The following is a 15,015-nucleotide window of genomic DNA, read 5'->3' on the forward strand; positions in this document are numbered from 1 at the left end:
ATCCCCTAACTAATAACTCTTTGCAGGCCATAACTAAATATTACGACCAGTAATTTATACTGTATACATAATCAGTATTATGTGCAGTTAAATACTAACTGTCCAATATTTTTTTCATTATTTTTCGTTCGTCCAAACGCGAGCGTTGGCCAAGGTGACTTACTACTGTTTTAGGTCTATAGTATTATTATTAGTACCTTTAACCGCCTTGGATTGCAAAATACATGCTTGACCCGTTGAAACATTACATCCAGTTCTTTTGGCCTAAGCCCCACTCAATAAGCAAAGAGCTTCAGGTTCGCTATCGCTTATTACTTTACTTCCAGTTCTTTACCAACCTGGTAATGATTTACAGCATTATTAAATGGACTAAGGCCGACTATACCGCGCTTGTAGTATCATCTTCGATTGGGCTTCTCATGTCGCTTATTTCAAGCACCCTTGTGAGACTCAAGTGCTCTCCAAACGTAGTTGCTAACATGCTAATGGTTGGGGCCTTCCCTCATGGCTTCAATATGATCTACAGCCTTGGCGGCTTACATTCTTCACATATATTTTGGATTCCGACCCTGGTTTGTATTGCCTATCTATTAGCCAACAGAAAGTCTGGACTATTTTGGTTTTGCACCTCATTCACTAGCATTGGCTTATTGGTGTACTTCGATCGCAGCGGTGTGGTATGGAACAACTATCCTTTCAGTGAAAGCCAGAAGCTTATAGACACCTATTCCGGCTACTTATTGCCAATGATCATTATATGGCTTGGCCAGAGCTATGCTTTTCGCATAAGGCAAGAATCACTAGCTGAAGCAATCCAAGCAAATGAAGAGACAAGTAGTCTGGTAATTTCGGCCGAAAAGAACTCACAGCGCTTAGGAGAGATTCTGAATGAAGCCAAGTCGACATGCCATACCCTATCCACCTCATCAAGATCCTTGCTAGAAAACATCAAAAAAATGAACAGTGATAGCCAGTCAATTGAAAACGGCGCACATTCTCAACTCGAGGCTTCTGAGCAGATTGATGCAACAGTTAGCGAAACGCAAACAACGCTTAGCGAGACATCTTCTCTTGTGAGAGAAATTGAAACTGTGACAAGAACTACACAAGCAAATGTCACATCTACCGCAGACTCCATGAAGAAAACAACAGAAAGCATGGATAAGATCAAACAAAGCTTCTCAAAAATTGAAGATGTTATTCAGGTCATTTCCGGTATCGTTAGCCAAACGAACTTACTTGCATTAAACGCAACAATCGAAGCTGCACGTGCTGGTGACAGGGGGCGTGGCTTTGCCGTCGTTGCTGACGAAATCAGAAGCTTATCAATTCGCTGTGATGAGTCTGCCCAAGAAATTACCGATGTAATAAAACAAGGGTCAGTAGACGTTGATAAGGGCGTCGAGATAGTACTTCACTCAGAAGCAGTACTGGAGAATACATCGGCCTCGGTTATTGAAGTTTCAGAACAAATTGAAAAAGTATCCAAGGTAATCAATAAACTGCAAGACAACATGACACAAGTCAGTGCTGCCTCGCAGAATGTTGGCGAGGTAAATAACAATAACGCTTACGCTGTTATACACCTACTGGAGTCAATTCAAAACCTGAGCACAATGACGACAAAGCTTAGCGACGTTTCAGAGAAGCTAGCAAACGTCGTGAATAAATAGCTAGCAGGTCACTTTCCTTACTAAAGCCCGACTAATCATTCTGACCTTCATGTTGAGGGGCAAACGCTTAAGGTTTGTTCCCACAATACCCTTCGTAAATCGGGTCTGTTTACTGTAATCAATATTTACATCTAACACGACTGGCTGACCCGCTTTGCTGATTCTCCAAGCTTCATCCAACATTTCATCTATATCGGAATTCTCATCGATCCGGACATAAGCTGCGCCAGTAGCCATCGCTACACCCTGCATTCTCGTATCCGCAAGAACCGAACAAGTTTTCCTGTTATACGGCACCTCTTGAGCTTGTGATATTTGGGATAACTCGCCATCATTAAATATGGTAAAAATTGCACCCAAGCCATTCTTGCTTGCCGTTGTAATTTCCATGCACGTCATCAAAAATGCACCATCACCAATAATACTGACAACGTCTTTTTCAGGATTAAGAAGCTTTGTTCCGATAGTCGCAGGGACAGCATAACCCATGCAATTGAAGTCGGTAGGCGAAATCATGGTTCTCGCTGTATGAATAGGCATAAGTTCTGCCGTTAAGAAGGTATGGTTACCGTCATCAACCACTACATAACCGTCATCAGGCAGCCTTTTCCTTAAGGCATCAAAGAATAAAGCTGGATTAACACGAGAACCACTATCGTGCTTATACCACTCTTGTTTATACGAAGCCTTTTGCTCTGAGATGAGCTGACTCACTTCCTTATAACGCGCATCAAAACAGATATTATTCTCATGTATTTTAGCTTTGAGCTTACGTAATAACGCGGGCAAGACCTCATTTGCATCTCCCTGGATCGCTACTTTCGCTGGGTAGTTTGTATTGAGAACTTTAGGGTTAATGTCAATATGAATCAAAGATTCAGGAACCGTAACGCCAAAGCTACCTGTACCAATTTCTCCAAAACGAGTCCCTACCGCAAGCAAAGCGTCGCAATCTTCAAATGCTTTCGTTGCGGCAGGCACTGCTGCAGCCCCAAAACTCATTCCCGTATGCATAGGATCATTTGCCGGAAAGGAGCTTAAGCCTTGCAAGGTAGTAGATGCCGGTGCGCCAAGCAAGCTAGCGACTTGCGTAGCAACATCAGAAACGTCCACCGCTCCCCAGCCCAAAAACAATCCGGGCTTATTAGCCTTAATTAAGATATCGACCGCTTCATCTAGCTGCTGTTCAAAATGACCAGACTCGACAAGCGCCTTTTCACTTAAAAATTCGGCATACGTTATTTGTCGTTCAACCTCCGCCGTATAAAGCTGTATATTCACTGGTATCTCAACAAATACTGGCCCTGGTTCGCCACTCGTCGCAATTTCGTAGGCTTTATATAGCGTTCTAATAATATCTTTCTGGTGAGCTACCTTAAATGTTGCCTTGGTAATTGGCGCTAGCATCGCATGCTGATCCATATCGTGAAGCTGGTATTCAAAGTCTGAATCGCTCCGCACACCACCCGACAACACCAGCATTGGAATACCGTCAAGAAATGCTTCGCCAATACCACTAGCTGCATGCGTAGCGCCTGCCGCAGGAACGATAAGCATTGCACCAACCGTATCACTGGTTCTACTAACAGCATCTGCCATGAACGCGCCACAGCCTTCATGAGTAACGAGCATAGGCTGAATGGTGGCCGACTTATTTAACTCATCATAGATCTCGGTATTGTGAACACCCGGTATACCAAATGTATGTGAAATCCCAAGTTGCTCGAGTGCATACCTAACTAGCCAAGCGCCTGTTTTCTTCATGTATCACCTTTAAGATTCTTTTTTCTATATAAATTTATTACAGGGAAAATGTATTACATCTGCCCTTAGTATTAGTTGATTGCGTCAATTGCGCTACGCGCCGTCAGTACACAGCCGGATAAGAACGTGCCCTCTAGAGACTTAAATCCGCTGGCACCGCCACCGCCAAAACCCGCTGCTTCACCAATCGCGTACAAGCCTGGAATTGCTGCACCCTCTGAGCTCAAGACCTGGCTTTGCAAATTAGTCTGTATGCCACCAAGGCTTTTTCTGGAAATGAGTCTGAGCTTAATCGCGATTAACGGACCGGATTTGTCACTTACAATGGGGGCAGGTTTACACGTTCTGACTTTGTCGGATCGCCATGCCCTGGCTTGCTGAATACGCCTAACCTGGTCATCGTTCCATAAAGCCGGCCCTCGTGATAGCATTTGGTCATAATCACTAACAGCAGCTTTAACATTGTCACAGCTCAAAACTTTTTCATCATCAAGAGCCTTCATCTGGGTAAGGAGTTCATCCATATTCTGTGCAACGATAAAGTGGTCACTTTCAGTAGAGATTTTCTCAATTAGCGTGTGATTTCCTAGCAATATTTCCTTTAAAAAGCTAAGCAACTTTCTGTCTCGAATCGAGGGGTTATGCTCCGAACCGGAGATTGCGAATTCTTTTGCAGCGATACCCCAGTTCAAAACCTGCCAGGTATAAGGTTCTTCTAGCTGGGCAACGCGACGACATAACTCATTTGTGTCAAAACCAGTAACGAGTGGATCAGGGCCAATACGATTGCCTTTAGCGTCAAGCCACAAAGCAGATTTACATGGGATCAAGCTTAAGCCATGGCCTTCAAATTGTGGCTGAGGATGCGGAATACCTGCCGCATAATTCCACATTTTATCAAGATGCGTAACACTCCCCCCCAAATTTGAAACGAGCTCATGCAATGCGCCATCGGCATAAGGGTGAGATCCGTTTAGGATTTCTTTCGGTGGCAAGCCCCAAGGTTTGTACCAATGCTCCCTAACCTTGTCGATACTGCCGTTAATCCCGCCACATGCAGCAATAGTATGCTCAGCCTCAAACTCTACTACCTTTTTAGTCTCTTCACTTTCACTTCGACAGCCCACTACGCGGCCATTTTCAGATACCAACTCAACTACACGATGTCGATAAAAGAACTGAAGACTATCACGGTTAGAATGCTTAGCCAGTTTTTCTAGAAACAATTCAACCAAGCGGTGACCAGTGCCCCAAATTACGTGATACCGGGGAACGCTATTACCATCGCCATTTAGCCCACGTTCTACCCAGTTTACGGCCGGAAAGAACTTTAAGCCTTTGTCACACAGCCAATGAAATACGCGCTCTGCGGAATTCTGCACGTAGTATTCAGCCCAACGTTTAGGCCATTCATCCTGTTCACTGAACTGAGCGAATGAATGCCAATCTTTTAAGGCAAGTTCAGGAGAATCTTTTATGCCCATACGTTCCTGAAGTGGTGTCCCCACCAAGGCCATACCACCAAACGCCAACTTTGCCAGGCCACCGGAATTACCTTCAATATCTCGATCAACCAACGAGACACTTAGACCTTTTTCCAAGCATTCATGCGCCGCAATTAAACCCGCAATTCCAGCACCAACAATAAGTACATCACTTTTAATAGCTGCCATCTTTCTTGCCTTGTTACCAAATCAATAAACTAAACAAAGTTTGCCAAAGCTCTTTACTTAAGAGGATAGTAAAATTAGCCTAATGGCCTTAGATTGAGACATAGAAGAAATAAAACCATTCTAACAATAATAGCCCTTTACCTGGATTCCACTAGGCATGAGTGAAACCGAAGCATTTATTAGTCACCTATATCGAGCAACCAAGCGTGTTGATATTGAGTATTATCGCCAGTGGGCCCTAAACGAATTACAGTCATTTCTTGATATCGACGCTGCGATCTGGAGCACCGGACATTTAAGTACGCGCACTTTTCACACACACACAACACTTAATCTACCAACTAGTTTTCCAGACACCTTAATAGAACACATTAAAATAAATCCAATCAGCAATAGCTTGTTTGCTCATGCTGGTGAAGCTGTAGATATGGCCGATGTAATTAGCGACGGTGACTTTTATCGCTCTGAAATTTATCACTCGGTTTTTGAGCCGCATGGAATAAAACGTATTTTAAGTTCACTACACATAGCTTCAAGAAGCGGTATCTATACTCTTCTCTCTGTGTACCGCACTGACAAAGATAGAAAGTTCTCAGATAACGAAAAGAAAAGACATCAACGAGTACTATTTCATCTTATACAAGCTGCCTCTCACGCCTGCATGCTAAGCATGGAAGATAGGTCGGAGGGAGAGGAGCAGTACTACGCGATATGCGACCGTCACGGCATTTACCATGAGGTCGAAACAGAGTTTCTCGACATAGTCGATCTTTGCTTTAAAGGAAGTAAGGAATTAAATACGCAAAAGCAAATCCTTCCCTTAAAACTCCCTTTGAATGAACAACAGAGAGAAAAACAGAACTACATCTTTAGCTCTCAGCAGCTCGGAGATCTCTTCCGAATAGGCGTTCGCCAAAGAAATAAACTCGACCAGCTAACCCAAAGGGAGCTAGATGTCGTAAAAGGCGTGACCAAGGGTTTAAGCTTTAAATTAATCGCAAAACAACTCGGCCTGAGCCCATCAACAATATCAAACCATCTTTATCGTATTTATCATAAGTTAAATATTAATAGCCGTGAGCAGCTTGCTCAACTCATGGGAGACATAGAGTTAAAATAATTGCTGGTTGATGTAAGTCATTACATAGCAAACGCGCTCATGCCAAACTAGACTAAAGCTACAATAAAGGAGAATCACCAATGAGCCTATATAATAATATACTCGTCGCTTTAGAGTGCGGCAAAGACGCGCAAAAAGTGCTCAACAAAGCATCTGCACTGGCTGAACAAAATCCTTCAACCAAAATTCATTTAGTTCACGTTGTACTCGACCTGATTGTGGCTGACTGGGCAGGCAGTCCAGGCCAGATACCGCCTCCATTAGATCAAGAAGCTCTCGCACAGTCGGGTGCAGACTACCTTCGCCCCTTCATTGAAGAGGCAGGGCTGGATCCAAATAATCTAATTATGTGCTTTGGGCCACCGGCTCAACAAATCCTTAAACAGGCAGATAACCTAAATGCAGATGTCATTGTTGCAGGTAGTCATAGTCGCCACGGGTTTGAAGTACTGCTAGGCTCTACAGCTCATAAGATTTTGAACCTCGCTGAATGTGATGTACTGCTAGTGCGCTGCCCCAAGAGCTAAATAATCGAAGATGTTGATAGCAGCATCCCAATTTTGGAATGCTGTTTCTCAGCCTAGCCTTTGTGACTACCAGTCATTTTATGGCAAAGTAAGCCCTCCTTAATAAATATAAAAATGAGGAATACAATGTCATCAGCCGCGATAACCTATACAGAAACAAACCAAGCAATACCCCAAGAACGTGGACAAGTGATTCTAGGATGCCTTAACGAGTTTGCTCGAGACCCCTTGGCCTTCTTCCACCGTTTAATGTCTACCTACCCGGACATAGTGGAATTCCACATCCCTTTTAACAATATGGCGCTTGTCACAAGTGGTGACTTAAGCCACCAAATTCTTGTAAGCCAAGCAAAAAAATTTAGAAAGTCAGACCGAGACGTTGCTGTCATGGGAACCGTTTTGGGAAAGGGGCTGATAACAAACAATGACCTTGCTAATCATAAGACTCAAAGGAAATTAGTACAGCCAGGCTTCCACTTCCGTAGAATTGAGTCTTACGCTAAAACTATGAGCGATTATACAAGCAGAATGACGCAAGATTGGAAGGCGGGTAACAGGGATATTGCTGATGATATGTTCAAGCTGACAATGTATATCGTCAGCAAGACTCTGTTTGATACAGATATGGAACATATGCAAAGCAATGCAAATAATATTGGTGAAACAATGCACATCGTTCAAACGGAAACTAACAAACGGTTTCAGCAGGCTTTAGTTTTTCCTGACTGGGTTCCCACCCGAGGAAACCGTCGCTTGGTCGCTGCCAAAAAGTCATTGTACAAAACAATTAGCAGTATGATAGAAACAAGAAAGAACTCTGACTTAACAAATGCTGATAAAAAACCAGATATGATGTCAATGCTGCTCGAAGCTAAATACGAAGACGGAAGCAGCATGCCAACCGAGCTCGTGATGGATGAACTAATCACACTATTTACCGCAGGCCATGAAACAACATCAAATGCCTTAAGTTGGACATTCTACTTGCTCGCTCTGCATCCAGATATTCAGGCAAAGCTTCATGTCGAGTTAGACAGTGTTTTAAACGATCAAGACGCTCAGTTTGAACACCTAGGAGAGCTTAACTATACTGATATGGTCATTAAGGAATCAATGCGCTTGTTACCGCCAGTCTGGACGCTAAACAACCGACAAGCCAATGAAGACATTGACATAGGCTCATATCATATTCCCAAAGATAAAGTTATCTTCCTATCACCTTATGCGAACCACTTAAACCCACGTTATTTTGAAAACCCGAACCGCTTCGATCCAGAGCGTTTTTCACCAGAAAACGAGAAAAACATACCAAAGCATGTTTATATACCTTTTGGCTCGGGGCCACGAGTTTGCATCGGGCAATCATTTGCGATGATGGAAGCGAAAATAATACTTGCAACAATTATGAGAAGATTCGAAGTCGAATTAGATGAAAACAATGTGTTTGACCCTCAACCTCTCATTACGCTCTCGAATAATAAGGGCATGCAAGTTAAACTAAAAAGCCGAGATAATTAGAGACTTTGCTAATGAAAACTGCGATGGCGCGTCATATTCTTGTAAAAGATGAGCAAACTGCCAACACGATAAAACAAGCCTTGGCTAAAGGGGGTGACTTTGCAAAACTGGCGCGCAAGCACTCTAGCTGCCCTAGCAAAAAGAATGGTGGCGACTTAGGCGAAATTCGGCCTGGTGACTTAGTTAAGCCCGTTGAACAAGTAATTTTCAAAAAAGCATTAAAGACCGTTCACGGTCCAGTAAAGTCAAAATTTGGCTATCACCTGATCGAAGTTTACTTTCGAGGCTAAGATAACAACCCTCGTAAGACATTAGCACCAATATCGCCATTAGCACCGATCACCAAAACTTTCATTGTAGATCCTTATTATTCTCTTTTACCTTCCTTGCTATTTCATATGCCAGATTAGTGGTCCGCGTTGCATGCACCGGCCTGTTGGGATTCAAGATACGCTTTTACATCGTCGGCGTAACGTTCCTCAACGGGCACAAACTCACCACGTTCATCATCAAAAGCCCTTACGTCTCCGGCACCAATATCGTAGGTCCAGGCATGTAGCTGAATTTTATTGGTAGAAAGTTTGGCAGCAACATGAGGGTGGGTCTTTAAATGCTGCAACTGAAGCAAAACGTTTTCATCAATCAACATAGCCAGACGTTCATCATGGGAGCCCTCTGGCAGCTTTTCCATAACAATCTGATGCGCAGCCTTTGAGTAGCTGAGCCATTGTGTCACATGAGGAAGGTTAGTGAGCGAGTCAGGGTCCATCACGCCGGCCATTGCCCCACAACAGGTGTGTCCACACACAATAATATGTTTGACTTCAAGAACGGCAACAGCATACTCAATCGTTGCCGTGGTACCACCAGTATAGTTGCTATGCGGTGGAACAATATTGCCTGCATTTCGACATATGAATAGTTCCCCTGGTTCCGTCTGAACTAAAAGGTTTGGGTCAATACGAGAATCAGAGCATGTAATAAAAAGAGCTTCTGGATGCTGCCCTTTCACAAGTTGATCGAATAGTTCTTTCTTCTGAGGGTACACTTCGGTTTTGAATCGTACGATTCCACTGGCTATTTTTGGCATAACAATTCTCTATAACTCAATTAACGTGTTGAATAATAGCTTTCTCAACCGGTATAGGGAAGCGATATAGCAAGGAAAAGCCCTAACTAATTTTTTATGTTCGAGTGCCCTATTTTGACGCATAAAAAAACAGGCTCGCGCCTGTTTTTTTATGTATAACAACGTAGAGAGCTTAGTTTCTCGCGGTAATTGTATAGCTGGAATCTGGATGATACTTGATATCAGACATGTAAATGCTTCCCATAGTTGGGCCGCTAGTATTTCCTTTAACTCGAATATTCTCCATGCTAATTCGAGCAATTTCTGTCGGCATATATATTTTTATACCGCCTTCGTCAGTAATTTCTATAGGCCCTCTTCCTTCCTGGTATTTCAAACCCTCAATAGAAATATCTGCTTCAATCAGGTTAGATATCGGACCAACACCTGCCATGGTTAATACACTGTCCGCTAACTCATAAGCCACTTGCTCATCCTTGGGCTCTTCATATTCATCTTCGTCGTTATATTTATGCTGAAAACCGGCAACCGCTCCGTCAGCATTCTGACCGATGCTAAGCCCCATACCTGGTATTGGACCGAACCCTTGGGCATTAACACCTGCCAAAGCTTCGTCATCAAGCATCTGCATGCCGCCAAACTTACCTAACTGTTCTCGTGTTAGCTCAGCGCTACTGGTGTTATTAATTGGTAAAGCTGCAGCGGGACTCGCAGCCATAGCAAGCATCGGTTGAAACGGCGCCGCAGCCAAAGCAACAAATGCTGCAGTGTAACGGTAACGAGACTGATGCTTAAGTGTTCTATTTAGCTCTTTCTCACTAATCCAGCCTTGCTTAATTAAGACCTCACCAAGCATCATGTTCTCGGAGGCTTGAAGCTGAAGTGCTTGATCAAGTTGCGCTTCGCTAATATAACCGCGGTTTACTAATAAGCGCCCAAGTCTGGATTTTGCTATTTGCTCATTATGCTTAGTCATACTTCCCCCGGGATAGTCGATCTTTATCTTATTAAGGTACTCTGAATCATTAATGGCTTATTAAAATATATACAGCCATCTAAGTAGTTGGTGAAATAATGGCCAGAAAAAGCCAATTTGTATGTGGGAGATTGATTTCGGTCAGTAACAAGATGTTATCCTGTGTCTATTCATGTGAATAGACACCGTTTTTGCTTTATACTAAGCACCGAAAATATTCATAGCTTGCTGATTTAATTAACCTTTCCCAATTAATTTATATAGAGTTGAAATACACACCATGAGAAATTCCAATCTATCCTTATTTAATAAATTTGTGTGCCATTTAACATTTATATCTTTGTGCTGTTTTGCGCTAGCAAGTCATGCAAAAGAAATGAATAGCAATACGACTCAAGCGACCATCACAACCAACCTTGGCATTATCGAGCTCGACCTTTTTAAAGACCGCGTTCCCGTAACCGTTGCGAACTTCATCCGTTACGCTAACGAAGGCTTTTATAACAACACTATCTTTCATCGCGTTATTCCCAACTTTATGGTTCAAGGTGGCGGTTTTGATCAAAAAATGAGACGAAAGCCCGTCTCTTCGCCCATTAAGAACGAAGCTAATTCTTTTATTCCTAATTTACGCGGCACTATCGCCATGGCACGAACGAACGACCCGCATTCTGCGACTTCTCAGTTCTTCATAAATGTTAAAGACAATATGCAGCTTAATAAATCCGGGCACAACGCGGGTTATGCCGTATTTGGCAAAGTAACTAAAGGACTCGAAATAGCCGATAAGATATCTAAGGTCGCCACCAAGTCTGATGGTTATATGCGAGACATTCCCATAGACACAATAATCATTCAATCAATTACAATTACCGAACCGAGCTCCGAGCCTGAAAGTCCGGCACCCGCAACCAAGCAATAGCAAGCCATAAAATATGAATAGAGAAGTCGACAATTTTTCGGTAGCTAATCTTGGCTGGGAAGGCGATATTCCAGCCTCGAAAGAATACGATGACGTTTACTTCTCGCTTGTTGATGGCCTTAAAGAGAGCCAATATGTTTTCATTGAAGCCAATCAACTCGCATCTAGACTAATAGGTAAAAGCTTCGCACTAAAACCCTTTATCGTCGCTGAAGCAGGATTTGGTACCGGGCTAAACTTTCTCTTAAGCTGGCGACAATGGCTGGCCTGTGAAGAAAAAGGCCGTCGTGACTTTCACTACATCTCATTCGAAAAACACCCACTATCTCTATCAGATCTTAGAAACTCTTTGAGTAAATGGCCTGAGCTTGCAGATTTATCTTCCCAACTATGCGACGACTATCCTTTCACTATAAAAGGACACCACACACTGAAGTTCGAGTGTGGCCGAGTCATCCTCACACTGGTTTTTGGGGATATTTATGAGTCCCTGGATGAATACCGTTTTATGGCAGATTGCTGGTACCTGGACGGTTTTTCCCCTAATAAGAACCCGGAAATGTGGTCACCTGCTCTTTTTAAAGAAGTTGCCAGACTATCATCTGACGGAGCCACTTTTTCCACCTTCGCCGCTGCGTCAGCTGTAAGACGAGGGCTAGAATCGGCAGGTTTCAGTGTTAAGCGCCAGAAAGGCTTTGGCAAAAAACGAGAGATGCTTCTTGGCTCTATTACAAAACAAGACCTCAGTTCTACCGACCACTTACCTTCAAGCAAAACAAATTGGGCTTACCCACAAACACTGATAAAGAATTCCGTTAGGAACTCTACGGCTGCCGCCTTAGATAAAGACGAGTCCAAGTCTTTCGATACCGTTATTATTGGGGCCGGTTTAGCGGGTATCAGCACTGCTTCAGCGCTGTATCAACGCGGGCTGGATGTTGCGATAATAGATACTCGCCCAGCACCTGTTTCTGGTGCCAGCGGCCAGAGCCAACTGGTAATGTACGCAAAGTTTCCCAGTGAGAGAAACAAAACGTTTAACTTCGTAGAGCATTGCCTTGCCTACAGCTTACGCTATTACCCGCGGCTACAGGCAAACTTTGATAATGAATTCTGGCACCCTTGCGGTTTACTGCAGCTAGCATGGAGTGATAAGGAAGCGGCCAAGCAAACCCGCTTTGCCAATAACACCAAGCTGCCAGCTGATTTTATACGGCCAATATGCGCAGATGAAGCCTCAGAAAAGTCTGGCTTGAAACACTCCTGTGGCGGCTTATGGTTTGAGAATGCGGGCTGGCTTGACCCTAAAGTCTACGCAAAAATATTACTTAGCGATAAGCCAGCTAAGTCGCAGGCTACCATCACGCCATTTTACAACTGCGAAGCGAAGCAGATCAGCCAAAATACAGACTCAAGCTGGACCATAGAAACAAATTCAGGCCTTTTTCACACAAGGCATCTTGTCATTGCAAACTCTAATGACACCAAGAGTTTTCCCCAATTAGCACACCTGCCAACCAAGCCCTTGCGCGGGCAAGTTACATCGATAAGATCTAAGCAGAATAGGGAGGAAATCAAATCTACGCAGTGTGTGTTAACAGGAGAAGGCTACCTATGCCCATCTGTTTCTGGTTGGCACCACTTTGGCGCGACCTTTGATTTGGACTCAAATAATGAAAGCACTAATGCAGAAGACAATGAAAAGAACTTCGAAGCAATTCAGCACTGGAACCCATCATGGATTTCGGATAAGAACACTGAAGATAAAAGCCTGAATGACTATGATGTAAAAAGTAACGCCGGCCTTCGTTGCACCACTCCTGACTACCTTCCAATCGTTGGGCTCGCTCCAAATTTTGAACAAATGAAAGAGACCTTTGCCAAACTTCGAGTTGGCGCCAACAGCTGCAAACATCTTTATGGACACTACTATCAAGGTCTTTACGTCAACGTTGGACACGGCTCCAAAGGCGCATTTACAAGCCCCGTCGCCGCAGAACTTATTGCTCACGAAATATGCGGCGGCATCCCACCGGTAAATGACACACACAAAGCAATGTTTTCGCCCGCCCGCTTTATCATTAAGCACCTTAAACAGCGGCGCATTTAAACAAGGGGGTTCTCTATAGAGTTTCGATACAGCGTCCAATCGAAAGCAGGGCCTGGGTCTGTTTTCCGCTGTGGAGCGATATGTTCATGACCCGTTATACGCTCTTTCGTAATTTCAGGGTAGCTTTCCTGAATTGCATTAGTTAGAGCGGCAAGCTGCGAATACTGAATCGCTTGATACGGTATGTCATCAGCGCCTTCCAGCTCAACGCCTATCGAGAAATCATTACAGTTTTCCTGACCACAAAAGCTTGACTGTCCGGCATGCCAGGCACGGTCATTACAGGAAACAAACTGGACTATTTCTCCGTTGCGTTTAACGAGGAAGTGTGACGAGACCTGAAGATCGCGAATTGTCTCGAAATACGGATGCTCACCAACTGGCAAACAGTTTTGGAAAAAAAGCTCGATGTAATTATTGCCGAAGGACTTCGGTGGCAATGATATATTATGAACGACTAGTAAGTTGATCGGCGCAGCTTGAGGGCGCTCATTATAATTGGGTGACGGGCACTTCCGAGCACCAGTCAACCAACCATTACAAATTTTCATACCTAGTTAGCTCCGCGTAAACTCCCGATCACCGATTCTAAGGCACGATCAAACAATAAACCATCATTTAGAACTTGAAGCTCTCCATTTCTTAGCAGGGATGCAAAACCACTTTTATCCTGCTCCATTACTTTGATGCCGGATCGATTAACGAAAACAAACTTATCAATAGCCTTAATGTGTGCAGCAAGTTTACAACGTTCAGGACGTCCTTCCTTTGAAACCTCAAACCAGGTGCCAATGCTAGCTCTTTCCACCTGCTTACTAAATGCATCAACAATGGAATCGCTCGCACTAGCACTCAAATCTTCTTCTAGAACCGTTTCGGCACGCGTAGGCTCGACACTTGATTCCGTTTCTGCGTTATCACCGGTGCCTTGCTCACTGGGTGAGACAGGTTTACTGTCGGAGTTTGTTTCTCTAGAGGCAGCTTTAGGCGCAGGCTTGACCGGCTTTTCGGCTTCAACGCTAGATTGCTTAAAATCGTTAAAGTCTTGTTCAATTTCAAGCGTATCCTGAACCAACTCAGCAATGGCGTTATCGTCCATTGCAGACTTGGCAAACTCTTCGTATGTTTGCAAGTTATTCAAGACATTAACATGCTGAGCTTCGATATCGGCCAATAGGGTTTTCGCCTCAAACTGATCATACATGATCCGATTGAGCCCCTCCCGACACTTCCTCATAACACGAGGAATCGTTTTCAATAACTTGCCTCGAACATCAAACTCCTCCTTGTCTGGACTCACCGTCCAAATCAAATCTTTAACCAAGGCAATTTCAGCCTTCCAACTCTCTGAGTCGACACCACCGTTTAGGTATGTGTAATTAAGTACCCTACTCCACGCTTTTGAAAGAAAAGCTTCTGCACATTCTGGTACATTACGCGCTCTTGCTTGCTGATCAGCTAAAATTGCATTTAAAGCATTATCAACCGCCTTCTTGGCTAGGTCATTGGCTGCTTTTCCCTTTTCAGCATCTTTTGTGCGCTGCTCAACAAGTTGACCACGCTTATCTTCAATCACTATAAATTTAATAAAATCATCTAATAAGCTTTGGAAAATATCTAGATTGTCATCGAAATCGTTTAG

The 15,015-nt window shown here is 43.7% G+C and carries 13 protein-coding genes; 7 read left to right on the forward strand and 6 right to left on the reverse strand.

Going from position 1 to position 15,015, the window contains the following annotated elements; translation table 11 throughout:
• Positions 1 to 224: 224 nt before the first annotated feature.
• Entirely contained in the window at positions 225 to 1,673 is a 1,449-nt protein-coding gene (locus tag A3756_RS22055; RefSeq protein ID WP_068508451.1) for a methyl-accepting chemotaxis protein, read from the forward strand.
• Here the strand turns inward: A3756_RS22055 and A3756_RS22060 are convergent, their stop codons facing one another.
• Together A3756_RS22060 and A3756_RS22065 are read right to left on the reverse strand one after the other, a co-directional pair.
• Entirely contained in the window at positions 1,674 to 3,437 is a 1,764-nt protein-coding gene (locus A3756_RS22060; RefSeq protein ID WP_068508453.1) for a thiamine pyrophosphate-binding protein, read from the reverse strand.
• Between the two features lie 71 nt (positions 3,438 to 3,508).
• Positions 3,509 to 5,110: an FAD-binding dehydrogenase gene (locus tag A3756_RS22065; protein ID WP_068508454.1), complete on the reverse strand. Its 1,602-nt coding sequence runs from the start codon at positions 5,108 to 5,110 to the stop codon at positions 3,509 to 3,511.
• A gap of 157 nt (positions 5,111 to 5,267) precedes the next feature.
• Between A3756_RS22065 and A3756_RS22070 the strand changes: the two genes are divergently transcribed.
• The 4 genes from A3756_RS22070 to A3756_RS22085 all read left to right on the forward strand — a co-directional run bounded on the left by A3756_RS22070 (position 5,268) and on the right by A3756_RS22085 (position 8,565).
• Positions 5,268 to 6,230 carry a LuxR C-terminal-related transcriptional regulator gene (locus A3756_RS22070; RefSeq protein WP_068554653.1) on the forward strand — a complete coding sequence of 321 codons (963 nt, stop codon included), beginning with the start codon at positions 5,268 to 5,270 and terminating at the stop codon, positions 6,228 to 6,230.
• 80 nt (positions 6,231 to 6,310) lie between these two features.
• Entirely contained in the window at positions 6,311 to 6,757 is a 447-nt protein-coding gene (locus A3756_RS22075) for a universal stress protein (RefSeq protein WP_068554655.1), read from the forward strand.
• A gap of 126 nt (positions 6,758 to 6,883) precedes the next feature.
• Positions 6,884 to 8,275, forward strand: a complete 1,392-nt coding sequence (locus A3756_RS22080; RefSeq protein ID WP_197470096.1) for a cytochrome P450 — start codon at positions 6,884 to 6,886, stop codon at positions 8,273 to 8,275.
• 11 nt (positions 8,276 to 8,286) lie between these two features.
• The gene (locus A3756_RS22085) at positions 8,287 to 8,565 is read left to right on the forward strand and encodes a peptidylprolyl isomerase (protein ID WP_068508461.1); all 279 of its coding nucleotides are present in this window, start codon (positions 8,287 to 8,289) and stop codon (positions 8,563 to 8,565) included.
• Positions 8,566 to 8,681: 116 nt separating this feature from the next.
• Here the strand turns inward: A3756_RS22085 and A3756_RS22090 are convergent, their stop codons facing one another.
• Both A3756_RS22090 and A3756_RS22095 read right to left on the reverse strand, forming a co-directional pair.
• Positions 8,682 to 9,365, reverse strand: coding sequence for a carbonic anhydrase (locus A3756_RS22090; protein ID WP_068554657.1), 684 nt, complete (start codon positions 9,363 to 9,365; stop codon positions 8,682 to 8,684).
• A gap of 172 nt (positions 9,366 to 9,537) precedes the next feature.
• Positions 9,538 to 10,341, reverse strand: coding sequence for a hypothetical protein (locus tag A3756_RS22095; protein WP_068508465.1), 804 nt, complete (start codon positions 10,339 to 10,341; stop codon positions 9,538 to 9,540).
• 376 nt (positions 10,342 to 10,717) lie between these two features.
• On the opposite strand from A3756_RS22095, the gene A3756_RS22100 reads away from it, so the two are divergent.
• Together A3756_RS22100 and mnmC are read left to right on the forward strand one after the other, a co-directional pair.
• Positions 10,718 to 11,263 carry a peptidylprolyl isomerase gene (locus tag A3756_RS22100; RefSeq protein WP_068554665.1) on the forward strand — a complete coding sequence of 182 codons (546 nt, stop codon included), beginning with the start codon at positions 10,718 to 10,720 and terminating at the stop codon, positions 11,261 to 11,263.
• A 13-nt stretch (positions 11,264 to 11,276) separates the two neighbouring features.
• A complete protein-coding gene (mnmC, locus tag A3756_RS22105) occupies positions 11,277 to 13,373 on the forward strand; it encodes a bifunctional tRNA (5-methylaminomethyl-2-thiouridine)(34)-methyltransferase MnmD/FAD-dependent 5-carboxymethylaminomethyl-2-thiouridine(34) oxidoreductase MnmC (RefSeq protein WP_068554659.1) in 2,097 nt (698 codons plus the stop codon).
• Here mnmC and ampD read toward each other — a convergent pair.
• Together ampD and A3756_RS22115 are read right to left on the reverse strand one after the other, a co-directional pair.
• Positions 13,370 to 13,924 (reverse strand): 1,6-anhydro-N-acetylmuramyl-L-alanine amidase AmpD, encoded by a 555-nt coding sequence (gene ampD / locus A3756_RS22110; protein WP_068554661.1) that lies wholly within the window; start codon positions 13,922 to 13,924, stop codon positions 13,370 to 13,372. The genes mnmC and ampD overlap by 4 nt on opposite strands.
• Positions 13,925 to 13,926: 2 nt before the next feature.
• Positions 13,927 to 15,015: DUF1631 family protein (locus A3756_RS22115; RefSeq protein WP_156490689.1), on the reverse strand; the 1,089-nt coding region annotated here is incomplete at its 5' end.

This window comes from Oleiphilus sp. HI0086 (genome assembly GCF_001635225.1).